The sequence below is a fragment of the Paraburkholderia polaris genome (assembly GCF_012927345.1).
Taxonomy (GTDB): Bacteria; Pseudomonadota; Gammaproteobacteria; order Burkholderiales; family Burkholderiaceae; genus Paraburkholderia; species Paraburkholderia polaris.
Genome location: NZ_JABBGJ010000033.1, coordinates 79,320 through 104,687 on the forward strand (window position 1 = coordinate 79,320; position 25,368 = coordinate 104,687).

Below are 25,368 nucleotides of genomic sequence, written 5' to 3' on the forward strand. Positions count from 1 at the left end.
GCAATTGGCAGACGTTGCTATGCGTCTCGCCCCGTTATTTGTATTTGAGATGATGGTTCGTGATGCCAGGCGATAATCGGCGCCCTTTGTCCACTATCGCCGCCGGTATGTTGTCCGGTTGATGCCGCATGCAGTTAGTCTTGTCCGCCGATTTCCTCTCCCGCTCCAGCACGCTCAGCACGCTCAGCGCGTTCAGCACGCTCAGCACGCTCAGCACGCTCAGCACGCTCAGCACGCTTAGCACGCTCAGCACGCTCAGCACGCTCAGCACGCTCAGCACGCTCAGCACGCTCAGCACGCTCAGCGCGTTCAACAAGCCGAACATGCCGCACAAGCTGAACGTGCGTTGCGCAGCCCGTGCGCGGCCTTGCACGGGTCGCATGGCCCGCGCCGGGAGCCGCTGATGTCCTCCGTGTTTCGCGCCGGCAGTCAGCTCTCCAGTGGCTCGGTCAGCTTCGTCACGCGCCGTACCGCGCTGACCATCGCGGTTGCCACGGCGTTCGGCGCAGCCGCGCTGGCGCTCGCCGCGGGCCTCGCGATCGGCATGCATTGGCCGACGCACGGCGGCTCCGGCGATCAGGCGGCGAACCGCGTCGAGCACGACTATGCAATCGATCAACTCGGCAAGCTGAACGCGTCCGTGGCGCAGATCGAACCGCGCATTGCGCGCCTGACGATGCAGGTCGGCGCGTTGCACGATTTCGAAGCCCGTCTGAATACACCGCGGCCGGCGCCGCGCGCACCGGCCACGTCGGCCATGCCAGCGACGCCGGGTGCCGCCTCTGAACCCGACACCTCTGCGACCGACAGCGAAGGCGAGGGCGGCCCTTCCTTGCCGCCGCGTCGCTGTGCGGATGTCATGCCGCAACCGGCCGGTCATGCCGATGCCGGGCGTACCCGGCAACAACTGGATTGCATCGCCGCGACGCTGTCCGCGCTCGAGCAACAAACCGCCGACCACGCGATCGCGTACGCCGCCTTCCCCGGCCGCATGCCCGCCGACGGCGCGCGCTTCGGCTCGCCGTTCGGCAACCGCACCGATCCGTTCACGCATCGTTTGAGTTTTCATCCGGGCATCGACCTGGTCGCCAAAACCGGTACGCCGATTCTGGCGGCTGCGGGCGGCCGGGTGATCTTTGCCGGCGAGAAATCGGGCTATGGCAACGCGGTCGAAATCGATCACGGCAACGGTCTCGTGACCCGTTACGGCCACGCGTCGCGCATCGTCGTGCATGTCGGCGAGCTGGTGCTGCCGCGCCAGTATGTCGCCGATGTCGGCTCGACCGGCCGCTCCACCGGACCGCATCTGCATTTCGAAGTGCTGGTCAACGGTGCGCCGGTCGACCCGGCTGCCTACCTCGCGCTATTTGCGCCCATGCCCCATGGTTGAACGACGTTTTTCCCGCGATGCGGGCCGTCTGACCCATCGCGCCTATACGTTGCAGCCGGCGCGGCCGCTCGTCGTTCGCATGATCCTATGGGTGCTGGTGTGCGCGCTCAGCGCGGCAGGTGGGGCGGCGGCCGTTGTGGTGTGGCACACGCAGCGCACCGGCACGCCGGTTGATCAATGCAACGCGGCGCCCGCGGAGGGAGGCAGCGAACAGGCGGAGCTCGACCGCACGCGGCTTGCGCTGGCGCAGGAATCGGCGGCGCGCGCCGCGGTGCAAAAAACCGCGGACGGTGCTGCCGCCGACGTCGCGCGATTGAACGTCGAACTGCAGTTTCTGCGCGGCCAGAGCAAAGCGAAGCCGCCGGCGCCGCGCCCCTGACTGCCGCGCGAGCAGCGCCGCGTGCGGAAGCCCGGCGTCGAACCCGGGCCAACGCAGCACCAACCAGCAGCAGGCGCAATACCAACCCAGCAACCCAGCAACCCAGCAACCCAGCAACCCAGCAACCCAGCAACCCAGCAACCCAGCAACCCAGCAACCCAGCAACCCAGCAACCCAGCAGCAACCCCCCCGGATTGTCGCCCGGATAGCATCACGCGACGAACATTTTCATTTCCATGAGGTACTTATGTTCAGCAAGAAAAAGCACGCGGGCATCCAGCAGACCAAGCTCGCCACACTCATCGCACATGACGTGCGGATTACAGGCGACCTTCTGTTCAGCGACGGCCTGCGCATGGACGGCCACGTGAAGGGCAACGTCAGCGGCGAGCCCGGCGCCCAGACGCTGCTGGTATTGAGCGACCGGGGCTCGATCGAGGGCAACGTGCATGGCTATGACGTGGTGGTCAACGGCCGGATCGTCGGTGACGTGATCGCCGATCACTTTGTCGAATTGCAGAGCAATGCGCATGTGACCGGCAACATCTACTACCAGCAGTTGCGGATGGATTGCGGCGCCTCGGTGGACGGCAAGCTTACCAAGCGTGAAGCTGCGCAGACGGTGACGCCGATTCTCGTCTCCGTGGCCGATACCCCACGCGAGGAGCGCAAGGCCGGCTAATCGGCTAATCGGCCAAGCGGCCGCGCGCTGCGTCAAACCGGTCCCGGTAGCGACTGGCATTGTGCGGACGTGTCGTGGCCGAGCACCTCGCTGCGCGGCGGCTGCGATTCGCGCAATCCGCGCGTTTCCCGTGCTTCGGCGAGACGTTCAAGCGCGCCGCGGTCGAGCGTGGCGAGCATGTCGCGCTCAACGATCAGATGGTGCAAGGCCAGCACGATCAGGCCGATGGTTAGCAACAGATCACCTGCAAACACCACTGCGTAAAGCACCGAGGTGCTGCGAGGATTGCCGTATAGCAGCGTCATGTTGGCGCGGTCGAGCAGCACGAGCACGAGCGGCACGATGGCATTGAGCGTCGCGATACCGCTACCCACCGCTACCAGCATACGTGCCGTCCCGAGATGCGGACGGCGCCGGCGGCACACTTCATAGAGCGTTGCCGCGCGGCACGGCGCAAAAAACAGCGCCAGCAATACGGCACGGACCACCAGCGGCGCATTCCATGCCAGCGCGGCCCCATGCAGCACGCAGAACACGGCAGTGACGACAAGACCGGCGCGCCACGGCGCCGATGCGCCGAACAGGTCGCGCGTGCCCGACCAGATCAGAATGCGGCTTTGCAAAGCCAGCGTCGCGGTGGCCACCAACAGCAGATCGTTGTGCCAGATCTTATGCAACGTGAAGCAGGCCGTGGCGGTGGCGAGCAGATAAAAGCCGACGGCCCAGAAGCGGAAGGCGCCCACCTGCGCAAACATGCGCGACAGCGCCGTTGAGATGAGGGCGCTGCACAGAAACGTGATCAGCCACACCGTTTGGAACGTCGTCACGTCAATTTTCATCAAGTCTCCAGCAGCCAATCTATCTGTTCCTGCTTATCGGTAATACGAGGTCACGCAGTGGGGCGCGCCATGATAAATAACTGAATTGCTTAGCTCTATGCGTTGCAAACAGATCCGGATGCTTATGCGGTCACCATTCTTCCTCTGAGCAGCTCGCCGAAGTCGTCGGCGGTGAGCGGCTTGCCTAGCAGGAAGCCCTGCATCTCGTCGCACATCATCGACTTGAGCATGTCGAGCTGCGATTCGGTTTCGACGCCTTCGGCCACGACGTCCATTTCCAGCGAGTGAGCGAGCGCAATGATCGCGGAAACGATCGCACTGCCTTCCGGTCCGTGTTCGTCGAGCCCGTTGGTGAAGAAGCGGTCGATCTTCAACTGCTTGACGCGAAAGCGCTGCAGATAGGCGAGGCTGGAATAGCCGGTGCCGAAATCGTCAATGGCGATTTCAAAGCCGCTTGCCTGGAACTCGCGGATCATTTCGATGGTTTTCGGCGCGTCCTGCATCGCCACGGTTTCGGTGATTTCGAACATGATCTGTGCGCATTGCACGCCTTCTGCTTTCACAATCTCGAGCATCGTTGCGACGAGGTTCGGTTGCGACAACTGGCGCGGCGACAGATTGATCGCCACTTTCATCGACGGCAGGCCTTGCTCTACCCAGCGGCGAATCTGCCGGCAGGTTTCGCGCAAGACCCAGTAGCCGATCTGCACGATCTGCCCCGAGCGCTCGGCAATCGGAACGAACTCGAGCGGCGCCAGCGCGCCGAGTTGCGGATGATGCAAGCGGATCAGCGCTTCGGCACCCGCCAGCGAGTTGCCGTTGCCGTGGAACTTCGGCTGGAAGTGCAGCGAGAAATGTCCGGCGCTGAGTGCTTCATGCAGCGCACTTTGAATTTGCAGCGTGCGTGTCGCGGCTTCATTCATGCTTTTCTCGAAGAAGCGATAGGTGCTGCGGCCCGCGCGCTTGGCTTCGTACATGGCCGCGTCGGCATGCTTCAGCAGCGTGTCGACGGTCTCGCCGTCGTAGGGATAGAGCGAGATGCCGATGCTCGGCATCACCTGCAACGGTTGCGAATCGGTCCATATGCCCTGGCGCATCCGGTCGAGCACGCCTTCGGCCATCGAGCCGGCATCTTCGCGTGAATCCAGGTTCTCGGACAGCACGACGAATTCGTCGCCGCCGAGACGCGCGACGGTGTCGCTCGCACGCACGCACAGCAGAAGGCGCTGTGCGAACGCGGACAGCACTTCGTCGCCGGCCGAGTGGCCGAGCGAATCATTGATGGTCTTGAAGCCGTCGATATCCATGAACAGGATGGCGAACAGCGAACGCTGCCGGCGCGCGCCATGGATCGCGCGTTCTATGCGGTTAGTAAGTGTGGAGCGGTTGGGCAGGCCCGTCAGCGTGTCGAGCGTGGCGAGCCGCACGATCTGACCGTTCAGTTTCGACACCGAGCCGATCAGAAAGCTGGTGCGCGCATCGAAACGCGACAGTATTAGCGTGACGATCAGAATCGCAAACGTGAACAGAATCACCGAAGTCGCGAGCCACGCCGCGTTCACGCCCTTGGCCGCGCCGCACACGGCGCCGACCGGGAACTCGGCGGCCGCCATGCCGGTGTAATGCATGCCGCTGATCGCCACGCCCATCACCAGCGCCGCGATGAAACGTTTGCGGACCACGTGGCGTTCGTCGTCGTTACTGAGCGCGCGCGCCATCCACAGTGCGGCGGTCGAGGCGCTGATCGCGATCGCCAGCGAGCCGGCGAACCAGACCGGCTGATAGTGGATGCCCGGCTCCATTTGCATTGCCGCCATGCCGGTGTAGTGCATGCCGGCAATGCCGAAGCCCATCAGCACGCCGCCGGCCACGAGCCGAAGCGGCGTGAGCCGCGTGTGGGTCGTCACGACCAGCGCCAGGTACGACACGCCAATCGCGAGTCCCAGCGAATAAGCGGTCGTCGCGAAGTCGTAGCCGAGCGGAATCGGCAGCGAGAAGGCGAGCATGGCGACGAAGTGCATCGACCAGATCCCGACACCGAGCGCCGCAGCGCCGCCCAGGCGCCACGCGTGCCGCAGACGTGCCGACGCCAGCAGGAAGATGCGGCCCGTCAGGTCGAGCGCCGTGTAAGACGACAGCGCCGCGACGACGAACGAGATTGCAACCAGCCAAAAATTGTATGAGCTCTGCATGTTTAGTCCAACCGCGAGAGGGAAGCGGCTGAACTTGTTATCGACAGTTGGCGGCGTTTATTTAATTGATTTTCAATATGTTAGCCATGGGCGTTGAGCGGCTCGCGTTTGGCCGTGGCTTATGCCAGGGTGAACCCTTCGTCGAGCCAGCCCGTGACACCGCCGATCATCAATTTCACGGGCCGTCCCAGTTGCGCGAGACACAGTGCGCCGCGCGCGGCGCCGTTGCAGTGCGGGCCCGCGCAATAGGTGACGAACAGCGTGTCCTGCGGGTACTCCGCGAGCTTCGACGCCACGATCTTGCCGTGCGGCAGGTTCAGCGCGCCCGGCACGTGGCCCTGCTCGAACAGCGCTGGGCTGCGCACGTCGAGCAGCACGAAGCCGGGCGTGCCACTCGCGAGCGCCGCGCTAACGTCGGCGCAATCGGTTTCGAATTGCAGCGACGCCTGGAAGTGGGCGAGGGCGGCGGCGCTATCGGCAGCGGGGATGGCGGTAACGGCATTGATGGCGTTGGTGGCGTTGGTGGTCGGCATGGCAAGGTTCCGATAGGAGAGTGAGCGGGATTGCGTGGCGAAGCGATTCTGGAGCCTTCATTGTCGCGACGCCGCACCCGCCAGGTAAGTGGCGTAATTGTCAATCTCCGGTAACATCACGCCATGCACAATCATCTTGTCGTTGCGCTGGCTTACGACCGGCTCTGCACCTTTGAATTCGGCTGCGTGACCGAACTGTTCGCGCTCGAACGTCCTGAACTCGGCGTGGACTGGTATCGCTTCGCGGTATGCGCGAGCGAACCCGGTCCGATTCGTGCAGCCGGCGGCATCACCGTCGTCGCGCCGTACACGCTCAAGCTGCTCGATCGCGCCGACACGATCGTCATCCCCGGCTGGCGCGACGCTGACGAATCGCCACCTGAACCGCTGCTAAAGAAGATTCGCGCCGCCCATGAGCGCGGCGCGCGCCTCTGTTCGATCTGCTCGGGCGTGTTCGTGCTGGCCGCCTCGGGTGTGCTCGACGGCAAGACCGTCACGACGCATTGGCGCTACGCCGACAAATTGCAACAGCGCTATCCGCAATTGCGCGTGCAGCCGGATGCGTTATACGTCGACGAAGGACAGATCATCACCTCGGCGGGATCGGCGGCAGGGCTCGACATGCTGCTGCATCTGGTACGGCGCGATCACGGCAGCGCTGTCGCCAATCGGGTCGCGCAGCGGCTCGTGGTGCCGCCGCATCGCGAGGGCGGTCAGGCGCAGTTCGTGCCGCGGCCGATGCCGCAAGACGAAGGCGGGCGCCTCGCGAAGCTGATGGACTGGGTGCGCCGCCATCCCGCGTTGCCGCACACTTTGCGCTCGCTGGCCGAACGGGCGGCGATGAGTCCGCGTACGCTGCAACGGCAGTTTCACGACGCCACCGGCATGGCGCCCTACGAATGGCTGGTGCGTGAACGCGTGGGGATCGCGCGGGAATTGCTTGAAGCGCCGACCCCTTTGCCGATGGCTCGCGTTGCGGAGCTGGCGGGCTTCGGTTCCGAAGAGTCGCTGCGGCGGCACTTCCGGCGTATCGCATTGACGAGCCCAGGCGCGTATCGTAAGAAGTTCGGGGTGCAGACCGTGGTGCGGACGGCCGGGTAGAGGCGCGTCACTTCCGTCTTGCCGTTCTCACATGCGTGGACCGTTTCAAACGAGCGCTTGCCGGTGTGCAAAATCATGCACGGCTCGTGCATGACAAGCGGTTCGATGCGTGCCGCATGACGTGTCGAACGCGCTTCATGCAGGCCCCCGTGCCTGCTCAAAAGTCACGGAGCGCCGCGTGCCGGGCGTTGCGACTGAATCGCATGACTGACCGCTCGCTTCGGCGGTATGCAAGGGTTCGCGCAATCGCCGGTTTTCTGTCAGCATCACGGCCAGCGTCCGTGGCAACCCACGTCAAACGTGTGGCGCATACGGCTACCTGAAGCGTGACTTTGAAGCGCGTCATTGCCACTGTCCTCACTTTCTCATGAACGTCAAAACCGCCGTCGCCGCTGCTGCCGTCGTTGTCGTCACTGCTGCTCTTGCAGCGCTTACGCCTGCGCTCGTCGAGGCGCAAACGGAAGCTGCCAACTCGCGCGCCGAACTCTATCGCCGCAACCTGCTGGCGGGCAAGGACGTGCCGTGCCGCACGAACGCGTCATGCGCGGCGTTGGGCGTGGCCGCGCTTGAAGCCGGGCGCATCAAGGAAGCGCAAACGCTGGTCGAGATGGAGGCCGCGCTCGCTGAGGCCACCGCCATGCAGGCGAACGAGGAGAACTCGCCGAAAGCAACCAGTTCGGCGCGGGCTCGCGTGGCGATGGCGCTGGTCCACCAGGGCGACGTGCAACTGAAGCTGGGCGCGCTCCCCGACGCGCGTGCGTACTACCGGACCGCGGTGAGCCGTGGCAACGACTATCCCAACGACGCGCTGCTCGGCCGTGCCGTGGCGGCCGCACGTCAGCGCCTCGAGTCGATCGCCGGCAAAGCGGTGGTGAACGGCGTGCCGCCGAACGGCGCGCGGTTCGCCAGTTATATGTTTTTCGGCGCCTGGAACAGTGTCGAGGTGAAGCCAGTGAAAGGGCGGCGCGGCGTCTATCGTATCGACGGCGACTTCGTGTATCCCACCGTTGGCGCCGACGGTCAACCGGGTGCAAATATGGGCAGCCTGTCGGCCTACGTGCGGTTTTACGACGGTGTGGCACGCGTGCCGATGACCGATGGCAACGGTGACGCCCCGCTCGACGCCACCGCGAGGATCACCAACCTCGCGCGTTATGACAAACAGGCGGACAAACCAGCGGACAAACCGTCGGACAAACACGCGGACAAATGCCTGATCGAGTTCAAGCTCTCCGCACCGGAGACACTCGATGTACAGACGCATGGCTCGCCGACAGAATGCGGGTTCGGCTTCAATGTCAGCGCGGACGGACGTTACTATCTGATGACTGGCTCCTGACGGTCGGCATGCTCCCGGCCACGCGTCTGTTCAGCTTCGTCTGCATGCTTCCCCATCCGCGCGGTGTCTCTTATGATGCAGTGGCCGTGCACGTTTAATCAACGTCCAAAGCGTTCCCGCTAACAAAACTCTGATAAGAACAACGCTCGCTCATGCAAAACCTCCTCGACTATCCGGGACTCGTGTTCATCCTTTCCTTCGTGGCGATGTGGTTGTCGGCGCGCATCGGCGCGTCGATGTTGCGGCGATTCAGAAAGATCGACGAGGATGCACGCGACGACTTCAGCGTGATTCAGGCCGCCACGCTAACGCTGCTCGCGCTGATCATCGGTTTCACTTTTTCGATGGCGGTAGGCCGTTACGATCAACGCAAGAACTACGAGGAAGAAGAGGCGAACGCGATCGGCACCGAATACGTCCGCGCCGATTTGTTGCCCGCCGCCGATGCGGCGAGCGTGCGTGGCTTGCTGAAGACCTATCTCGACGAGCGCGAGCTGTTCTACACGACGCGCGACGCCGGCGAGCTCGCCCGGGTCAATGCCGAGACATCGCGCCTGCAGGACGCAATGTGGTCTACAGTGAAGAATGCCGCTGCCGCGCAGCCCACGCCGGTGGTCGCACTCGCCGTCGCCGGAATGAACGACGTGCTCAATACGCAGGGTTACACGCAGGCAGCATGGTGGAATCGCATTCCCGCCGCGGCGTGGGCGCTGATGGTGTTGATTTCGGTGTGCGCCAACGTGCTGGTCGGCTACGGCGCGCGCGGTTTGAAAGCGGGAGCCGGGTTGTTGCTGATCGTTCCGCTGATCGTGTCGCTGTCGTTCATGCTGGTCGCCGATATCGACAGCCCGCGCGGCGGTGTGATTCGTGTGAAGCCGCTAAATCTCCATGTGCTAGCGGATTCGATCCGCTCGCATTGAACCCGTTCTGAACCCGCATCGAGTCGTATGAAGGGGAAGCACATGTCGGATATCGGACAGACCATCGCAAGCTTCAATACCGGCCGCGATCCCGAACGGCTCGCGATGAAATACAAGCTTATGCGCGGCTCGCCGTTCGTATTTCTGCGCGGCGCGTGTCATCTGTTTTATGCGCGTCTGCCGCGCGACAAGGTGCTCGACGATGCGCCTCCGGTGTGGATTTGCGGTGATATGCATCTGGAAAATTTCGGCAGCTACAAGGGCGACAACCGCCTCATCTATTTCGACAACAACGATTTCGATGAAGCCTGCCTCGCGCCGAGTCTTTACGAACTGGTGCGGCTCCTCACGAGCGTGCTGGTCGGCGCGAGCGACCTTAAGCTGAGCCGCGCGCAGGCACTCGCGCTCTGCCACACCGCGGTCGATGCTTATAGCGCGGCGCTCGCCTTCGGCAAATCGCGCTGGATCGAAGCGGAGACGTCGGTCGGCATGGTGCGCGATCTGTTCGACGCACTGGCGAGCCGCACGCGCGTCGCGCTTCTCGACCGGCGCACCACGCTCAGGGGTAAGACCCGTGTGCTGAAAGTGGACGGCAAGAAAGCGCTGCCGGTCAGTGACGAGGCGCGCGCCGCGGTCACCGCGTTCATGCATCAGTTCGCCGCCAGTCAACCCAATCCGGACTTCTATCGCATCATCGACGTGGCGCGGCGGATTGCCGGCACGGGCAGCCTGGGCGTGGACCGCTACGCGATTCTCGTCGAAGGTAAAGGCTCGCCGGATGGCAACTATCTGCTCGATCTGAAAGAGGCCCTGCCTTCTTCGGTGACGCCCCATGTACGCACGCCGCAGCCGAAGTGGCAGAGCGAGGCGCAGCGTGTGGTTGAAGTTCAACGGCGCAATCAGGCGGTCTCGCAGGCGTTCCTGCATGCGGTCGATTTCAATCAGTGCTCGTATGTGCTGCGCAGCTTGCAGCCTTCTGATGACCGCGTGGCGTTGAGCGACTGGGACGGCAAGCTGCCGCGGCTCGAAGAAGTGGTCAACAGCATGGCCCAATTGAGCGCGTGGGCGCAACTGCGCAGCGGCGGCCGGCAGAAGTCGTCAATTGCGGACGAGTTGATCGCGTTCGGCAATCGCAAGGATTGGCAATTGCCGTTGATCGAACTCGCGACGCAATGTGAGGCGCAGGTGAACGCCGACTGGAAAGCGTATTGCGAGGCTTATGACGGGGGCGCGTTCAATTTGTCGGCGAAGAAGTCTTAGCGGTGCGTCGCGCTGGGTAAATCGCTAGACGGTGCCCCTTGTTCTCCTGGACTGACGGCGCTGGTTCCTAGTCTGTCGGCCCACAGCGGATAGAAAGAGGTTATTGCCGTTTGTCTGGCAGACCACTGCTGCATCGACTCGGCAGAATGCATTTAGATCAATGGTTTGGGGTGGTTATGGCGGTGTTATCCACAGCCTTCTGAACAAAAACTGGGGATAACTTTGCGGCGCACGCGCGCGCATGCATTTGTGCGGTTCGATTGCTGACTCGATGGGCGACAAGCGTGGTGTCGCGCTGTGCAAACAGCAGGCATTCCTAGATTATCAAGAGTGCAGGGAGTATTGATGGCTATTGATCCACCCCGTTCCGTGGTTCTGAACTACGACTAGGGCAGTCAGCGGTTGAATGTACAGTTAGTTGAACCGGCCAAGCTGGCTCCGCTTCTGGCTGGGAACTTCGCAGTACCGATCCTGCTAGACGAATTCGATTTCAGACTTGACGACGAGTTCGCGCGTCGGCTTGGCGTCGCAATGCTCAATGCGATTGCGCTGGGTCAGCCTGACATCAAGCAATACATGACCGTCACGCAAGAGCCAATCGACCGGCCTTCAGGACAGTAAATGGCTAAAGGTCGAGTGCCATGGCTGACCGACGCTCTGTCATGGCGCAGGGGGGACCCATGCGCGGCGCATCCCAGCGTCGCGCATGCCATCCCGCTCTCCAGACAAACCCTGATTGCTCCGTTGAATCCGCCACTGCTATCGTTCGCTGGTCTGTGTGGAAGCGCTTCCACTTTGGCTTGAAGGCGGCGTCCAACCCGCTTCCACATTCGACCTCCGCCGTACCCGGTTCAACGACCTCAGCGCAGGAGAGAATCCGTGGCAAACGACGCATCTGCAGTTTCCGACGCACGCTCCCCAGCAGTTTCCAACGACAAGCTCGCCGATCCCTTCACCCCGCCCGCGGACTCTTCGCTGTGGCGCAAAAACTTCCTGCTTGGCGCCGCCACGGCTTCGTATCAGATTGAAGGCGCGGTGGATGAAGACGGCCGTCTGCCGTCGATCTGGGACACCTTCTCGGCGAAGCCCGGCAAGGTGCTAGCCGGCGACACCGGCGCGGTCGCCTGCGATCACTATCACCGGTGGGAAGCGGACGTCGACATGCTGGCCTCGCTGGGCCTCGAAGGCTATCGGCTCTCGATTGCATGGCCGCGCGTGAAGGACGCGGCAGGCCTGCCCAATCGCAAAGGGCTCGACTTCTACAAGCGCCTCCTGAACCGCCTGAAAGAGAAGGGCATCACGACTTTCGTGACGCTCTATCACTGGGACTTGCCGCAGCATCTGGAAGATCGCGGCGGCTGGCTCAATCGCGACACCGCTTACCGTTTCGCCGACTACGCCGACCTGATGAGCCGCGAACTGGCCGGCACGGTCGACGCATGGGCGACGCTCAACGAGCCGTGGTGCTCGGCCTATCTCGGCTATGGCAACGGGCATCACGCGCCGGGCCTCGCCGATGGACGCTTCGCGACGCAGGCGATGCATCATCTGCTGCTGGCACACGGCCTCGCGCTGCCGGTATTGCGCGCCAACGATCCGGCATCGCAGAAAGGGATCGTCGCCAACATCGGCCGCGGTACGGCCAATAGCGCAAGCGCTGCGGATCAGCGCGCGGCTCATCTGTTCGAAGTCCAGCACAACGCGTGGATTCTCGATCCGTTGCTCAAGGGCGCGTATCCGCAGGACCTGTTCGAACTGTGGCCGGGCACCGAGCCGCTGGTGCTCGACGGCGACATGCAGACCATTTCCGCGCCGCTCGATTTCCTAGGCATCAACTATTATTTCCGCACCAACGTGGCGAGCGACGGCGCGCATGGATTCCGGGACGTGCCGCTCGAAGGCGTCGAGCGAACGCAGATGGGTTGGGAGGTATATCCCGATGGACTGCGCGATCTGCTGACCGGTTTCAAGAGTACGTATCACAACCTGCCGCCGATCTACATCACTGAAAACGGCATGGCCTCGGATGATAAGGTGATCGACGGCCACGTCGACGATACGCAGCGCATCTCATTCCTCAAGCTGCATCTCGCGGCGGTCAATCAGGCGATCAAGGCCGGCGTGGATATTCGCGGCTATTTCCTGTGGTCGCTGATGGATAACTTCGAATGGGCGTTCGGGTATGAGCGTCGCTTTGGTGTCGTACACGTCGACTACAGTACCCAGAAGCGCACAATCAAACGGAGTGCGGAGCTAGTGGCGAAATTTTTGAAGGAGCGGAAGGCGCGGGTTTAAGGGCAGGTGAAGCTGGTTTGTATGTCGACTTGGAACACGGGCGCAAAGCCTGAAGGAGACGGAATGAACAGCAAAAAAATGGTCCTGCGAGGCGTGGTTGCAACACTCGCGTTGATTGGCGTCGTCGCGCATGCCGCTGAACCCTTGAAGGCCAACGTGATTCACTGGTGGACCTCGGGCGGCGAATCGGCTGCAATCCGCCAGTTCGCCGATGCATATAACAAAGCCGGTGGCCAGTGGGTCGACAACGCGGTGGCCGGCGCCGATCAGGCGCGCTCCACCGCGATCAACCGGATCGTCGGCGGCGATCCACCCACCGCCGCGCAGTTCAATACGTCCAAACAGTTTCACGACCTGATCGATCAGGGCCTGCTGAACAACGTCGACGACGTCGCCGCGAAAGAAAACTGGAACAATGTGTTCCCGCAGTCGATCATCGACAGTATCAAGGTGAAGGGCCATTACTACGCCGCGCCGGTCGATATTCACATGCCGGCCTGGTTCTTCTACTCGAAGCCGGTGTTCCAGAAGGCCGGCATTGCCGCCGAGCCGAAGAGCTATGACGAATTCCTCGCCGATCTCGGCAAGCTGAAAGCCGCGGGCGTGATTCCGCTCGCACTCGGCGGTCAGCCGTGGCAGGAAAAGATCACGTTCGACGCGGTATTCGCCGACGTCGGCGGTCCCGATCTTTATCTGAAGGTGTACCGCGATCGAGACCAGAACGCGGTCAAGTCGGATGCGTTCAAGAAGGTGCTCGCGCAGTTCAAGCGCTTGCATGATTTCGTCGATCCGGGCTCGCCTGGCCGCAACTGGAACGATGCCACCGCGCTGGTGATTTCCGGCAAGGCGGGTGTGCAGATCATGGGTGACTGGGCCAAGGGCGAATTCTCGGCGGCCAACCAGACTGCCGGCAAGGACTTCGGCTGCTTCCCGGGTTTCGGTCCGCACTCGCCGTATCTGGTCGCGGGCGACGTATTCGTGTTTCCGAAAACCGACAACGCCAACGCGATCAAGGCACAAAATCTACTTGCCACGGTGATGACCTCGCCGGCCGCGCAAATCGCATTCAGTGCGAAGAAAGGTTCGATTCCGATTCGTCCCGATGTGGACGCCAGCAGTCTCGACATCTGCGCGAAGGAGGGCATTGCGATCATGAAGGACAAGTCGCGGCAGTTGCCGAATCCGGAGATGCTGCTCTCGCCCGACACGCAGGGCGCGTTGATCGACGTCATTACGAACTTCTGGAACAAGAACCAGTCGGTCGACGATGCGCAGAAGGCGTTTGCCAGTGCGTTGAAGAGCTAGGCTCACCATGCACGCGCTCAAGCTGCAAGCCGCCGATTCGAAGCCTCGCAAAAGGCCGCTGAAAAAGCCGCTAAAAAAGCGTTTGCCGATAGCAGCATGGGTGGCGTTGCTGCCGATGGTCCTGACCGTCGTGTTCGCGTATCTCGGCACGATGGTCTGGACCGCGCGCGTGTCCCTCAGCAATTCGCGCACGTTTCCTTCCGGCGACTTCGCGGGCCTCACGCAATACACGCGGCTCTTCAACAACGACCGCTGGTTGCTGTCGCTGCAAAACATCGTGATTTACGGCGCATGTTTTATTGTCGCGTGCATGGTGATCGGCTTGTTGCTGGCGATTTTCATCGATCAGCGTGTGGTGGCCGAAGGCGCTTTGCGAACGGTGTTTCTCTATCCGTATGCAATGTCGTTTGTCGCAACCGGTTTGGCCTGGCAGTGGATCCTGAATCCTGAGTTGGGTGCGCAGGCCGTGTTGCACAAGCTCGGTTTCGTGCATGCGCGTTTCGACTGGATCGTCGATCAGGACTGGGTGATCTACACGATCGTCATCGCGACGGTGTGGCAGGCGTCCGGCCTCGTCATGGCGCTGCTGCTGGCCGGCTTGCGCGGTATCGATGATGAACTGTGGAAAGCCGCGCGTATCGACGGGATTCCGCGTTGGCGCGTCTATGTGAGCATTGTCGTGCCGATGCTCGGGCCGTCCATGTCCACCGCCTTCGTGCTGCTCTTCGTGATGGTCGTGAAGCTCTACGACGCCGTGGTCGCGATGACGCAAGGCGGCCCAGGCACCGCGAGCGAAGTGCCGGCGAAGTTCATCATGGATTACCTGTTCGGCCGCGCGAATATCGGCCTCGCGTCGGCAGCGTCGATCGTGTTGCTGGCAACGGTGCTGGCGATTCTCGCGCCGTTCTTCTATGCCCGTAGCCGCGCTGCGTTGCGCAAGGAGGTGTGATGAACACGCTCAGTGCTCCACTGAAAGGCGGCACACCGAGCCGTAGCCGCCGGCGGCGGCGGGCTTTTACACCCGCACGCATGGGCGTCTACGCATTTCTCCTGACCGCCGCGTTGTTCTTCCTGTTGCCGCTGTATGTGATGCTCGTCACATCGGTCAAGCCGATGAGCGAGATTCGCCTCGGCAATCTGCTCGCTTTTCCCACCCATTTCACACTCGACGCATGGAGCGCCGCATGGCAATCCGCGTGTACCGGGCTCGATTGCAACGGCATTCAGGTCGGCTTCTGGAATTCGGTGCGTATCGTCGTGCCGAGCACGGTGTTGTCGATCGTGATCGGCGCGGTGAACGGTTATGCGCTGTCGTTCTGGCGGCCGCGCGGGGCCGGGTTGCTGTTCGGCGTGCTGCTGATGGGCGCCTTCATTCCCGTGCAGGTGATGGTCTATCCGCTCGTGCGTGTGCTCGCGAGCGTGCATCTGTTCAGTTCGCTGCCGGGCATCGTGGTGATTCACACCGTCTTCGGCATGCCGGTAATGACGCTGCTGTTTCGCAACTATTACGCGTCGATTCCGCAGGAGCTGTTCAAGGCGGCGCGCATCGACGGCGGCGGCTTCTGGCGCATCTTTTTGCAATTGATGCTGCCGATGTCCACGCCGATCATCGTCGTCGCGGTCATCATGCAGGTGACGGGCATCTGGAACGACTTCATTCTCGGGCTGGTGTTCGCCGGCACGAAAAACCTGCCGATGACGGTGCAATTGAACAACATCATCAACACGACGACTGGTGAGCGGCTCTATAACGTCAATATGGCGGCGACTATTCTCACCTCCATGGTGCCGCTTGCGGTCTACTTCATTTCGGGCCGCTGGTTTGTGCGCGGCATTGCGTCCGGCGCCGTCAAGGGATAGGGCAATAAGGCATGGCAAACCTGGCCAATGTGGCAAACGCGGTGGCAAATACGGCGGAAAATGCGGTGGCAAATACGGCGGCAAATACGGCGGCAAATACGGCGGCAAATACGGCGGCAAATACGGTGGCAAATACGGTGGCAAATACGGGGCCAAATGCGGCGGCCGCGGCTAACCCGGCAGAAGTGGCGAACCTCGGCAATGTGGCGGATGCTGTGGGTCTGTCGAATCCGGCCAACGTATCGGTGCGCAATCTGAAGATCCAGCTGGGTGCGAACACGGTGATCGAGAATCTCGATCTCGACGTGCGGGCGGGTGAGTTCGTCGTGTTGCTCGGACCTTCGGGTTGTGGCAAATCCACCTTGCTGCACAGCATTGCGGGCTTGATCGACGTGACCGACGGCAGCATCGAAATTGCGGGCGTTGACATGACCTGGGCCGACCCGAAAGATCGCCGTATCGCGCTAGTGTTTCAGTCGTATGCGTTGTATCCGACCATGAGTGTCGAGCGCAATCTGTCGTTTGCGTTGCGCATCAACGGCACGCCGAAGGCGGAAATCGAGCGGCGCGTCACGCGGGCGTCCGAGATGCTGCAACTCGGCCCGCTGCTCAAACGCAAGCCGGCGCAACTCTCTGGTGGGCAACGGCAGCGCGTGGCGATCGGCCGGGCGATCGTGCGCGAGGCCGACGTGTTCCTGTTCGATGAGCCGCTGTCGAATCTCGACGCCAAATTGCGCACCGAATTGCGTCGCGAACTCAAGCAACTGCACCAGCGTCTGGGCGCGACGATGATCTACGTGACCCACGACCAGGTGGAAGCCATGACGCTCGCCACGCGTATGGCGGTGATGCGCGGCGGCGTGATCCAGCAGTTCGGCACGCCTGCCGAAGTCTATGCGCGGCCGAACAATCTGTTCGTCGCGACGTTTCTGGGCACGCCGGCGATGAATCTGCTCAAGGGCACGCTTGAGGCGCGCGACGGCTCGCTACACTTTTGCACAGCGCATGTGCGGCTCGATGTGTCGCAATATCCTTTCAAAAGCCTGCCTGCGGATCGTCTGCCGTGCGTGCTCGGCGTCCGGGCCGAAGACGTGCACGTGGGCGAGGACTCGGGCATGACAACGACCGAGGATGCCAACATTTCACTGATCGAGCCGATGGGCAACCACCGTGTCGTCTGGCTCGACTATCATGGAGTGCAAATCGCGTCGATCGACCAGACGAAGACACCGGTGGCGATAGGAGATGCCGCGGCATTCTCGTTCGATGGCGCGCATATTTCGCTGTTCGAGGAAGAAAGCGGCGCGCGTCTATAGTGACGGGACGCAGTGGCGTTGAATACAACAGGCTTGACGGAGAACCGCGTGGCAACACTCAAAGATGTCGCGGCACTGGCCGGCGTCGGCATGTCGACTGCCTCACGGGCCATTTCCGGCAAAGGCCCCATTTCAGCCGATGCCGCCGCCCGTGTGAAGGCCGCTATCGAAGCACTGAACTTCCGGCCGTCCTCCATCGGCCGGGCAATGGCGACGCAATCGCTCGGCATGATCGGCATTTTCGTGCCGACCTTCTTCGGCTCCTACTACGGCACGATTCTCAAGCAGACCGACGCCGAACTGCGCGCGGTACGGCGCCACGTGGTGGTTGCGACGGGTTGCGGGGAAGCGTCGCCGCGCGAGCAGGCCATCGAGGCGGTGCGCTTTCTGATCGGCCGCGATTGCGACGGTGTGGTGGTAATCAGCCACGATCTGCACGACGACGATCTGGACATGCTGCATCGCATGCATCCGAAGATGGTGTTTCTGAATCGCGCGTTCGATCAGTTGCCGGAGGCGTCGTTTTGCGCGGATCATTGGCGCGGCGGCGAACTGGCGGCGCGCACGCTGCTCGATCACGGGCATCGGGATATCGCGGTGATATCCGGGCCGTTCAGCGCTTCGGACAATCAGGCCCGGCTCGAAGGCTTCTTTGCCGAACTGTTGCGCGAGGGTATCGCACGCGAGGATGTCACGCTGATCGAATCGGACTTCTCGCCGGAAGGCGGCTACGCTGCCGCGCAGAAGCTGCTCGATTCGAAGCGGCGCTTCACCGGGCTCTTTTGCGCGAACGACACGATGGCCGTGAGCGCGCTGGCGCGCTTCCATCAGGCGGGTATTGCCGTACCGGACGAAGTTTCCGTGATCGGCTACGACGATGACTATTCGGCCGCTTATGCCGCACCTGGACTCACCTCGGTGCATATCCCGACGGCGGAGTTGACGCAGAATGCCGTGCGCTGGCTGGTCAATCAATGCTACCGGACTTCGTGGGAGATCTTCCGCGAGTTTCCGGTGAGCGTGACGGTGCGGGAGTCGGTGGGGCCGGCACGCGGTGTGGCAGCTTCGTCGATCAAGGTCAAAGCGGCCAGTTTGCGTAGCGCGTCGTAGCCTCTTCTCGAAGCGGTGCGCAGGTGTGCCGGGTCCCGCTTACTGACCGTTTACGCATTGCGCAGGCGCTGCTCAGGTTCCGCTTAGGTGCTGCTTAGGTGCTGCTTAGGTGCCGCTGCGCAGCGACTGTTCATAGCGCAGGCGCGCTTCTTCGTCGAGCCGTGTGTCTTCGAGTTCCTGTAGCACGCCTTCGAGATCGATCGGCGTGGTATCCAGTTCGACACGGCCGGTCAACTCGGCATCCACGTGCAACGCGCCCGCTTCGTACAGCGACCAGATTTCCTTGCCGTAGCTCGTGTCGAGCAGTGCGGGCGCAAAGCGGCCGAAATACGTGGCGAGGTTGTTCACGTCGCGCTCCAGCATGGCCGGTGCTTCCAGATTGCCGGCCGCATCCACGGCTTGCGGCAGGTCGATGATCACCGGGCCGTCTGCCGCGAGCAGGATGTTGTATTCGGACAGGTCGCCGTGAATCATCCCGGCGCACAGCATGCGCACCACCTGATTGAGCAGCAGCGCGTGCAATTCGAGGGCGCGTGCTTCAGTCATCTCCACATCGTTCAGACGCGGCGCGACGTTGCCGTCCGCATCCGTCACCAATTCCATCAGCAACACGCCGTCGGTGCAGATGAATGGCTGCGGTACGCGTACGCCGGCATTGGCAAGCTGGAACAGCGCATCCACTTCGGCGTTTTGCCAGGCCTGTTCCTGCACTTCGCGGCCATAGCGGCTGCCTTTCTCCATCGCGCGCTGCTGGCGGCTGTTCTTGACCTTGCGGCCTTCGCGATAGGACGCGGCCTGGCGGAAACTGCGCTGTTTGGCGTCTTTATAGACCTTCGCGCAGCGCGTGGATTCACCGCTGCGGACCACGTAAACGGTGGCTTCCTTGCCGCTCATCAACTGCGAGATGACTTCGTCGATCAGGCCTTCTTCGACCAGCGGGAGCAGACGTTTGGGTGTTTTCATGCGGCCGCCGTGGGGTGGAGGGCGGCGCGGCGGCTATGGGTGGCCGCTTGCGAAAGCGTATGGGGGGAGATTCGGATCATGCCGGATTATACGGGGTGCGGGGCCATGTGCCGAACGCCGGCGTGAAGGCGCCAGATGTGACCGGCGCGCCTCGTACGCCTCGCTGCCAATCGAGGGCATCAAATCTGAAAGACATTCTCCATTCGCTGTATTTCGGGCCGGGACAGATTCAGTGCGGCGGCTTCTTCCCGCCATGTGTCGACGGCGTCTTGAACTTCCGTAACGACGCGGCGCGCTTGCGTGTCGTCGAGTCGGTAAAACTCAGCGGTTTCGATCGCGGTTTCAAGGCTCGGCAGGGCGCTCATGCCGTCCAGCGTGAGCGCGTGTTCCCGCTTGCCCGGGTTTGGATTCATATCGAACGCTGGCGAGAGCCGCCAGCCGGAGGCCTCGCGAATGAAGCCGTGATTGCGAAGATGATCGTCCCGGTTGCCCACGAGTACATTGAAAACGATTCTTCTGAAGAGTTGGGCGAGATCTTCGTCGATATGACCTTGCGCGCCGTTGCCGGCGAGATACTCGGCAATGTCCAGATAGCTTGCTTCCGATTCGCCATCCTGACGTTCGAGCAACGTCATGGCGGAGGTGTACATGCGCCTGCTGCCTGCACGGCGATCGAATCGTTCGACGCAGAATGTGCCATAACGTGCGCCGACGTACTTGAGTTCGGACTGCGGCACCCAGATGCCGGCTTTCCTCGCCAACCGGTGAGCGATGTATTCCCACGCGCCGATGTCGTAACGGTCGTCTTTTGCGGGGAATTTGGCGATCCAGAGATCGTTGCCCAGACTGGTGAAGTTGGCTTTCGGGCGAGCGCCACCGAGCGATGTGCCAGGCGCGATCAGCATGGCGAGCCACTGCTCGTACTCGGGCAGCTTTTCGATATCTGCCTCTTCAATGCGCAGGCTGATATACGCCAAGGTCGCGAGATCGGTGACTGGCGGCGCGGCGTCGGCGCTGTTGTCGAGAAAATGCCCCTCCATGTTCTGAAACCGTAGCGCGCCGACTCGCGTCAGATCGTGTACGCCCAGCAGGAAATCGATTTCCTGCAAATTACGCATGGGCCGGTCTTCGCGATCTGCCGCCACGGCTTCACGGCGTTCCATCAGCACGCGGCCCCAGCGATCCGGCGCTGAGTCCATGAAGACGCCGAATGCGGCGGACTTCGCAGGCGGGTATTGCTCGTCGGTCCATAACTCGAGGCGCGGATCGAGCATGAATGCATTGCGCCCGTCTACCCAGCTCTTCGCATAAGCAAACGATGCGGGCAAGTCGGTGCGTGCAGTCTGACGATACAAGGTGCCGACCTGTTGCATGCTGCTCAGTTCTGTCGCGTCGAGAAATACCTTGAACGCATCTCGCGGTTTATTGCTGACCATCGGTTTTCTTGGTTTTTTTTGCCGGCGGTTCCGCTTTGATGAGGGCGGCGCCGGGCGTATTCGTACGCGGTTTTCGCTGCCCCGGCAGCTTGCGATCCTGCAGCTTGCGGCCGAGCTCGTCGTCGCGGGCGATGGCGTCCATGTCCTTGTCGAGCCCCAGCACTCGAAGCGCTCGCATATAGGTGCCAAGCGCGATATTCGGATCGCCTTTCTCGAGACGGCTCAACGTGTCGCGCGAAATGCCCAACCGCTCGGCGAACAGGACGGTCGGGAGTTCGCGCCGCAGGCGGGCGAGTTTCAGCCGTTCGCCAAGAGCACGCATCTGCTTCTCGACCGACGGAAAGGGACGTTGAAAGGTGCGGGGCATGTCCGATAGATTAGGCACAGATGCTGAAAATGTCAAAAGTATCGGACAAGTAATCTGCTCGGGCTATCTTGCGCTGTACTGGCGGCATCATAAAAATGAGATATTTGTACGATACTTTAGGCAAATATATGTTTTTTGACGAAAGTATCGTACAAATAGAGTGGGCAACGACCAGCGTGCAGTCCTTCAGACCGCTGCATGCCCCGCCGCCCCTTTAAATAACGGCCTGAGCGCCTGCTCGACGCAGTGGACGAAATACTCCGCCGGCCGCGTCAGTTGCGATTCTTGCGGTGACAGCAGATACAACTGCAACGGCGAGTAGGGCGGCATTTTCACGGCGCGGGCGACGCTGCTCGGGCAGTTGGCCCATCCTGCGCTTCATGCGCCGCAGCGGGATGTGGGAAACCCGCATCGCCATAAGTGCGCAGCACTTCGGCGATGATCACCTGATAGCCATTCAGCCAGTTCGCTTGGGCGGCTTTCGCTTCCAGATGCGCGGGGTGCTGCATCAGCGCCTGCAATGCGTCGAGCGACGCCCAGTAGTACACATTCGATGTCAGCCCAGTCGACGGGTTTTCCCATGCCTCTTCCCCGAGATAGCCGGGCATACCCTTGGCGGCGGCGGCGATGGTTTTGTCGAGGTGGTAGAAGCGTTCGTCTAATTGTCTGGTCGCGAAGATGAAAGTTGACGTGTACATGGTGTAACGGGTTGGTAGGCGGGCAAAGGTTTGCGCATCATAGCGCGTCCTGTCGAGCGCGCTTTTTCCTCGTTATTTGCCGCGTTTTCAGATGTATTTTTCACGAGCTGCCTGCCGTACGGCAGTAGGGACGTTGTAATGCCTAGCAACAGTGTTTTGCGTTTTCCCTCATTCAATTCGCACGGCAATCGCTTAAACTTGGCGGTAACAAATTGTTACGGGGTGCGAGATGTTGGCTGTGTTCATCATCGCTTGTCCGATCTGCATCGCCGCGCTTTTCGGTTTTGCGCGGCATGTGGATCCGCTGACGGGGCAGTTCAGGCGTTAAGCCAAAGTGGGACAGTTTCAGCGGTGGGTTCGGAGCCATCGCCGGGTTTAGCCATTTTCTTTAGCCGATCAAAGCCCCAATCCTTGCCTTTCTGTGCCGAGTCACGGCACGATGCGCGATAACCTAAGTTGGGGCGCCATCGCGCATGCGAGATTTTCTGGCAAACATGACCACACGCCTTGGCGTACTGAAAGGCGTACTTCCTTTGAGCCGTGCTGCGGCGGCGCGCGATGCGCTGGCCGGCGTGCAGTTGGCGTCGATGGATATTCCGCAGGTGCTCGGCTACGCGCGCATTGCCGGTATGCCTGCCGTTACGGGCCTTTACACCGTCTTTCTGCCGCTTATCGCGTTCGCGTTCTTCGGTGCGTCCCGGCACCTCGTGGTGGCTGCCGACTCCGCCACCGCTACCATTTTCGCCAGCCGGCTCTCGACCATGGCACCGGCATCGAGCGTGGAATATGCGGCGCTCGCCGGGATGGTCGCCTTGCTCACCGCCGCGCTTCTGTTCATCGCGCGAATCTTCAAGCTCGGTTTTCTCGCAGACTTTCTCTCGCGCACGGTGCTGGTCGGCTTTCTTGCCGGCGTCGGCGTGCAGGTCGGCATCGCCATGCTAGGCGACATGCTCGGCTTGTCCGGGCATGCCGCGAGCAGCATTGCCCAGCTCGCGCTCGTGGTACGCGATTCGGCGCAGATCAATCTGCAGACGCTCGCCATTTCTGCGCTGGTGGTGGTCTCCATTCTGGTTTGCAAGCGCTTTTTGCCCCGTGTGCCGGTGCCGTTGATCGCAGTGGTGGCGGGTATCGCCGCAAGCGATGTTTACGGTTTCGCCGCGCACGGTATTGCCGTGCTGGGACCGGTAGCGGGCGGATTGCCGCCGCTGCGCATGCCCTCGGTCACGTGGCAGCAGATGCTCGATCTGCTGCCGGTCGCCGCCTCGTGTTTCGTGATGATCGTCGCGCAAAGCGCCGCCGCGAGCCGCGTATTCGCCGAGCGTTATCACGAAACCGTCGATACCAATGCCGATCTATTAGGGCTTGCCGCCGCCAATGCCGCGGCGGCGTTTTCCGGCGCCTTCGTGGTGAACGGCAGTCCGACGCAAACCGCCATGGCCGATCGCGCCGGTACGCGCAGCCAGTTCGCGCAGGTTGCGTTCGCGGTGGTGGTGGTCGTGGTGCTGCTGTTTTTCAGCCGTTTTCTGCAGTACCTGCCGCACTGCATTCTGGCCAGCATCGTGTTTACGATCGCCATCGGCCTGATCAATCTGAAGACACTGTTTTCAATTCGCCGCGAAAGTCCCGGCGAATTCACGCTGGCCGTGTTCACCGCGGCGGCCGTGGTATTGATCGGTGTCGAGCACGGCATTCTGGTGGCGGTGGCGTTATCGCTGCTGCGGCATGTGCGGCACAGCTACCGGCCGCACACCATGATTCTCGCGCCCGGCGAAGACGGCATCTGGGTGCCGGTGCCGGCCGCGCCAGGACTCCAGACCGCGCCGGGGCTGATCGTCTATCGCTTTGGCGCCGACCTGTTCTACGCGAACGACCACTTTTTCGTCGAAGACGTCCGCCGCCTGATCGATCATGCGCCGAGCGCGGCGCGGTGGCTCGTGATCGACGCGAGTGCGATCACCGACCTCGACTATTCGGCGGCGCGTTCAGTCGGCGAGTTGTGCGAGACGCTAAAGCGCAGCGGCATCGAAGTGATCTTCGCGCGCGTGAATCAGTATTTGCGCTCGGATATGGATCGGCATGGGATTACGCCGATCGTTGAAGCAAGATGTATTTTCAGCACCCTGCATGAAGCGCTGCGCACGGCAGGAGTGGAGCAGCCTGGCAAACACGTGAAAGAAGCGACGTAGATGCGTGTTTTTTGCCGCGGGCGTGCGGAACGATTTAGCCCTGCGGTTCTTCATCGGCGAAGAAATGGCCGATGAAGAAGCATGCGCCGGCGAGCGCAATGCCAAGCGCGGCCACTGTATAAGCGAGCGCCGTACCGTGCCAAAGACCGTCGAACCACTGATGAAGCTGGGCCATCAGCACCGCCGCGTTGCCGCCGATGCGCTGCAATTCGATCTGATAGCGCGGGTCTGCGATGCTGTACATGGCGACGGCGCTGTCTGGCGCCGGAGCCATGGCATAGATGATCGCCGCGGCGATCAGACTGGCGAGCAGCACGACGGCGCCTGCCAGATAAAGCCGCTTTTGCAATGGCGAGCGCTTTGCTGCTGGATTCGCTGCCGGATTCAGGTCATTGCCACCGCTCATCGTGTTCGTGTGTCCGCTCGAGTCATCAGGGTGACAGTATCGCAGAGCGGGCGCACCCTGAAGGCGCGGCTAACTTTTCGAAGTCAGCAGCTTGACCCCCGCAATGCCGAACATGATCGCTAGCGACCCGTCCAGCCAGCGGCGAATCGCGACGTAGATGCGCCGTGCGGACGCGGTTGAAAACAGTACCGCGTAGCTGCTGAACACGGATACGCCGATAACCATGCAGCCGAGCACCACCGGCGCGGTGTGCGACGGACCGCTTGCCGGCGACATAGCCAGCGAAACGATCGAGAGCCACACCAGAATCGCTTTCGGATTGGTGAGATGCAGGAGCAGGCCGCGCAGATAGAGCCGGTTGAGCGGTTCGCCTTCGCGTGCGGTATTCGTGGGCAGCTTTTCCGCGCTGAATGCCGAGCGCGCGGATTTGAAGCCGAGCCACAGCAGATAAAGTCCGCCGGCAATTTTGATTGCCACCAGACATTCCGAGTAGGTGGCGAGCACCGCCGACAAACCCAGCGACGCCAGTAACGCCCAGAAGAACGAACCGGACACCACGCCGAGCGCGAAGGTCAGCGCGGATTTCCTGCCGGCGCTCATGGCGAGCGACATGATCGCGAGATTGCTCGGCCCCGGACTCGCCGTGCCGACGAAGTAGGCGCTATAGGCGATCAGGACATCGGCGGTGAGGAATGTGCTGGCGGTCATGGGCTGATAAACCTTGGAGGCAGGCAAACCGTGCCGCTCGTTACGGCACTGGCGGATAGCGCGGATCGATGCGCGAACAACGA

Annotated in this window: 25 protein-coding genes; 15 read left to right on the forward strand and 10 right to left on the reverse strand. The window is 62.0% G+C overall.

The genetic code is table 11. From position 1 onward, the window contains the following. Positions 1-34 precede the first annotated feature (34 nt). Entirely contained in the window at positions 35-382 is a 348-nt protein-coding gene (locus tag HHL24_RS28175) for a hypothetical protein (protein WP_169488626.1), read from the reverse strand. A 21-nt stretch (positions 383-403) separates the two neighbouring features. Here HHL24_RS28175 and HHL24_RS28180 point away from each other — a divergent pair, with 21 nt between their 5' ends. The 3 genes from HHL24_RS28180 to HHL24_RS28190 all read left to right on the forward strand — a co-directional run bounded on the left by HHL24_RS28180 (position 404) and on the right by HHL24_RS28190 (position 2,451). Next, on the forward strand, positions 404-1,390 hold the full coding sequence (locus HHL24_RS28180) for a M23 family metallopeptidase (protein ID WP_169488627.1): 987 nt from the start codon (positions 404-406) through the stop codon (positions 1,388-1,390). Beyond that, positions 1,383-1,769 carry a hypothetical protein gene (locus HHL24_RS28185; protein WP_169488628.1) on the forward strand — a complete coding sequence of 129 codons (387 nt, stop codon included), beginning with the start codon at positions 1,383-1,385 and terminating at the stop codon, positions 1,767-1,769. The genes HHL24_RS28180 and HHL24_RS28185 overlap by 8 nt, the downstream gene beginning before the upstream one ends. Positions 1,770-2,016: 247 nt before the next feature. Further along, positions 2,017-2,451 carry a bactofilin family protein gene (locus HHL24_RS28190; RefSeq protein ID WP_169488629.1) on the forward strand — a complete coding sequence of 145 codons (435 nt, stop codon included), beginning with the start codon at positions 2,017-2,019 and terminating at the stop codon, positions 2,449-2,451. A 32-nt stretch (positions 2,452-2,483) separates the two neighbouring features. Here the strand turns inward: HHL24_RS28190 and HHL24_RS28195 are convergent, their stop codons facing one another. From HHL24_RS28195 to HHL24_RS28205, 3 genes are all read right to left on the reverse strand, one after another. After that, positions 2,484-3,290, reverse strand: a complete 807-nt coding sequence (locus tag HHL24_RS28195) for a hypothetical protein (protein WP_169488630.1) — start codon at positions 3,288-3,290, stop codon at positions 2,484-2,486. Between the two features lie 122 nt (positions 3,291-3,412). Further along, positions 3,413-5,482: a putative bifunctional diguanylate cyclase/phosphodiesterase gene (locus tag HHL24_RS28200; protein WP_169488631.1), complete on the reverse strand. Its 2,070-nt coding sequence runs from the start codon at positions 5,480-5,482 to the stop codon at positions 3,413-3,415. 119 nt (positions 5,483-5,601) lie between these two features. Further along, a complete protein-coding gene (locus HHL24_RS28205; protein WP_169488632.1) occupies positions 5,602-6,015 on the reverse strand; it encodes a rhodanese-like domain-containing protein in 414 nt (137 codons plus the stop codon). Positions 6,016-6,138: 123 nt separating this feature from the next. Here HHL24_RS28205 and ftrA point away from each other — a divergent pair, with 123 nt between their 5' ends. From ftrA to HHL24_RS28260, 11 genes are all read left to right on the forward strand, one after another. Next, complete coding sequence (gene ftrA / locus HHL24_RS28210; protein ID WP_169488633.1) at positions 6,139-7,116, forward strand: transcriptional regulator FtrA; 978 nt, start codon at positions 6,139-6,141, stop codon at positions 7,114-7,116. 367 nt (positions 7,117-7,483) lie between these two features. After that, on the forward strand, positions 7,484-8,455 hold the full coding sequence (locus tag HHL24_RS28215) for a hypothetical protein (protein WP_169488634.1): 972 nt from the start codon (positions 7,484-7,486) through the stop codon (positions 8,453-8,455). 152 nt (positions 8,456-8,607) lie between these two features. Next, positions 8,608-9,375, forward strand: coding sequence for a bestrophin-like domain (locus HHL24_RS28220; RefSeq protein ID WP_169488635.1), 768 nt, complete (start codon positions 8,608-8,610; stop codon positions 9,373-9,375). A 42-nt stretch (positions 9,376-9,417) separates the two neighbouring features. After that, positions 9,418-10,635: a DUF2252 domain-containing protein gene (locus HHL24_RS28225; RefSeq protein ID WP_169488636.1), complete on the forward strand. Its 1,218-nt coding sequence runs from the start codon at positions 9,418-9,420 to the stop codon at positions 10,633-10,635. Positions 10,636-11,037: 402 nt separating this feature from the next. Further along, the gene (locus HHL24_RS28230; protein WP_230417598.1) at positions 11,038-11,256 is read left to right on the forward strand and encodes a hypothetical protein; all 219 of its coding nucleotides are present in this window, start codon (positions 11,038-11,040) and stop codon (positions 11,254-11,256) included. A 258-nt stretch (positions 11,257-11,514) separates the two neighbouring features. Beyond that, positions 11,515-12,930 (forward strand): GH1 family beta-glucosidase, encoded by a 1,416-nt coding sequence (locus HHL24_RS28235; protein ID WP_169488637.1) that lies wholly within the window; start codon positions 11,515-11,517, stop codon positions 12,928-12,930. Positions 12,931-12,993: 63 nt separating this feature from the next. Continuing rightward, a complete protein-coding gene (locus HHL24_RS28240) occupies positions 12,994-14,235 on the forward strand; it encodes an ABC transporter substrate-binding protein (protein ID WP_169488638.1) in 1,242 nt (413 codons plus the stop codon). Positions 14,236-14,242: 7 nt separating this feature from the next. Beyond that, positions 14,243-15,184: a carbohydrate ABC transporter permease gene (locus HHL24_RS28245; RefSeq protein WP_169488639.1), complete on the forward strand. Its 942-nt coding sequence runs from the start codon at positions 14,243-14,245 to the stop codon at positions 15,182-15,184. Further along, positions 15,184-16,095, forward strand: a complete 912-nt coding sequence (locus tag HHL24_RS28250) for a carbohydrate ABC transporter permease (protein ID WP_169488640.1) — start codon at positions 15,184-15,186, stop codon at positions 16,093-16,095. Before HHL24_RS28245 ends, HHL24_RS28250 begins: the two co-directional genes overlap by 1 nt. Before the next feature lie 137 nt (positions 16,096-16,232). Next, complete coding sequence (locus tag HHL24_RS28255) at positions 16,233-17,411, forward strand: ABC transporter ATP-binding protein (RefSeq protein WP_407947533.1); 1,179 nt, start codon at positions 16,233-16,235, stop codon at positions 17,409-17,411. A gap of 48 nt (positions 17,412-17,459) precedes the next feature. After that, positions 17,460-18,521 carry a LacI family DNA-binding transcriptional regulator gene (locus tag HHL24_RS28260; protein WP_169488642.1) on the forward strand — a complete coding sequence of 354 codons (1,062 nt, stop codon included), beginning with the start codon at positions 17,460-17,462 and terminating at the stop codon, positions 18,519-18,521. Between the two features lie 105 nt (positions 18,522-18,626). On the opposite strand, the gene HHL24_RS28265 is transcribed toward HHL24_RS28260, so the two are convergent. The 4 genes from HHL24_RS28265 to HHL24_RS28280 all read right to left on the reverse strand — a co-directional run bounded on the left by HHL24_RS28265 (position 18,627) and on the right by HHL24_RS28280 (position 21,985). After that, entirely contained in the window at positions 18,627-19,484 is an 858-nt protein-coding gene (locus HHL24_RS28265) for a PA4780 family RIO1-like protein kinase (RefSeq protein WP_169488643.1), read from the reverse strand. A gap of 179 nt (positions 19,485-19,663) precedes the next feature. Beyond that, positions 19,664-20,920, reverse strand: coding sequence for a type II toxin-antitoxin system HipA family toxin (locus HHL24_RS28270; protein ID WP_169488644.1), 1,257 nt, complete (start codon positions 20,918-20,920; stop codon positions 19,664-19,666). Then, the gene (locus HHL24_RS28275; protein WP_230417599.1) at positions 20,907-21,242 is read right to left on the reverse strand and encodes a helix-turn-helix domain-containing protein; all 336 of its coding nucleotides are present in this window, start codon (positions 21,240-21,242) and stop codon (positions 20,907-20,909) included. Before HHL24_RS28275 ends, HHL24_RS28270 begins: the two co-directional genes overlap by 14 nt. Before the next feature lie 377 nt (positions 21,243-21,619). Continuing rightward, positions 21,620-21,985, reverse strand: a complete 366-nt coding sequence (locus HHL24_RS28280) for an antibiotic biosynthesis monooxygenase family protein (RefSeq protein ID WP_169488646.1) — start codon at positions 21,983-21,985, stop codon at positions 21,620-21,622. Between the two features lie 473 nt (positions 21,986-22,458). Here HHL24_RS28280 and HHL24_RS28285 point away from each other — a divergent pair, with 473 nt between their 5' ends. Next, the gene (locus HHL24_RS28285) at positions 22,459-24,171 is read left to right on the forward strand and encodes a SulP family inorganic anion transporter (protein WP_169488647.1); all 1,713 of its coding nucleotides are present in this window, start codon (positions 22,459-22,461) and stop codon (positions 24,169-24,171) included. Between the two features lie 34 nt (positions 24,172-24,205). On the opposite strand, the gene HHL24_RS28290 is transcribed toward HHL24_RS28285, so the two are convergent. Both HHL24_RS28290 and HHL24_RS28295 read right to left on the reverse strand, forming a co-directional pair. Next, positions 24,206-24,577: a hypothetical protein gene (locus HHL24_RS28290; RefSeq protein ID WP_169488648.1), complete on the reverse strand. Its 372-nt coding sequence runs from the start codon at positions 24,575-24,577 to the stop codon at positions 24,206-24,208. A gap of 69 nt (positions 24,578-24,646) precedes the next feature. Next, positions 24,647-25,285, reverse strand: a complete 639-nt coding sequence (locus HHL24_RS28295; protein ID WP_169488649.1) for a LysE family translocator — start codon at positions 25,283-25,285, stop codon at positions 24,647-24,649. Between the last annotated feature and the right edge of the window lie 83 nt (positions 25,286-25,368).

Coding starts and splice junctions, on each gene's coding strand:
- HHL24_RS28225 (WP_169488636.1), top strand. CDS start 9,418: ATGTCGGATATCGGACAGACCATCGCAAGCTTCAATACCGGCCGCGAT.
- HHL24_RS28240 (WP_169488638.1), top strand. CDS start 12,994: ATGAACAGCAAAAAAATGGTCCTGCGAGGCGTGGTTGCAACACTCGCG.
- HHL24_RS28200 (WP_169488631.1), bottom strand. CDS start 5,482: ATGCAGAGCTCATACAATTTTTGGCTGGTTGCAATCTCGTTCGTCGTC.
- HHL24_RS28270 (WP_169488644.1), bottom strand. CDS start 20,920: ATGGTCAGCAATAAACCGCGAGATGCGTTCAAGGTATTTCTCGACGCG.
- HHL24_RS28295 (WP_169488649.1), bottom strand. CDS start 25,285: ATGACCGCCAGCACATTCCTCACCGCCGATGTCCTGATCGCCTATAGC.
- HHL24_RS28180 (WP_169488627.1), top strand. CDS start 404: ATGTCCTCCGTGTTTCGCGCCGGCAGTCAGCTCTCCAGTGGCTCGGTC.
- HHL24_RS28265 (WP_169488643.1), bottom strand. CDS start 19,484: ATGAAAACACCCAAACGTCTGCTCCCGCTGGTCGAAGAAGGCCTGATC.
- HHL24_RS28215 (WP_169488634.1), top strand. CDS start 7,484: ATGAACGTCAAAACCGCCGTCGCCGCTGCTGCCGTCGTTGTCGTCACT.
- HHL24_RS28285 (WP_169488647.1), top strand. CDS start 22,459: ATGCGAGATTTTCTGGCAAACATGACCACACGCCTTGGCGTACTGAAA.
- HHL24_RS28275 (WP_230417599.1), bottom strand. CDS start 21,242: ATGCGTGCTCTTGGCGAACGGCTGAAACTCGCCCGCCTGCGGCGCGAA.
- HHL24_RS28195 (WP_169488630.1), bottom strand. CDS start 3,290: ATGAAAATTGACGTGACGACGTTCCAAACGGTGTGGCTGATCACGTTT.
- HHL24_RS28205 (WP_169488632.1), bottom strand. CDS start 6,015: ATGCCGACCACCAACGCCACCAACGCCATCAATGCCGTTACCGCCATC.
- ftrA (WP_169488633.1), top strand. CDS start 6,139: ATGCACAATCATCTTGTCGTTGCGCTGGCTTACGACCGGCTCTGCACC.
- HHL24_RS28175 (WP_169488626.1), bottom strand. CDS start 382: ATGCGACCCGTGCAAGGCCGCGCACGGGCTGCGCAACGCACGTTCAGC.
- HHL24_RS28290 (WP_169488648.1), bottom strand. CDS start 24,577: ATGAGCGGTGGCAATGACCTGAATCCGGCAGCGAATCCAGCAGCAAAG.
- HHL24_RS28185 (WP_169488628.1), top strand. CDS start 1,383: ATGGTTGAACGACGTTTTTCCCGCGATGCGGGCCGTCTGACCCATCGC.
- HHL24_RS28190 (WP_169488629.1), top strand. CDS start 2,017: ATGTTCAGCAAGAAAAAGCACGCGGGCATCCAGCAGACCAAGCTCGCC.
- HHL24_RS28220 (WP_169488635.1), top strand. CDS start 8,608: ATGCAAAACCTCCTCGACTATCCGGGACTCGTGTTCATCCTTTCCTTC.
- HHL24_RS28280 (WP_169488646.1), bottom strand. CDS start 21,985: ATGTACACGTCAACTTTCATCTTCGCGACCAGACAATTAGACGAACGC.
- HHL24_RS28245 (WP_169488639.1), top strand. CDS start 14,243: ATGCACGCGCTCAAGCTGCAAGCCGCCGATTCGAAGCCTCGCAAAAGG.
- HHL24_RS28250 (WP_169488640.1), top strand. CDS start 15,184: ATGAACACGCTCAGTGCTCCACTGAAAGGCGGCACACCGAGCCGTAGC.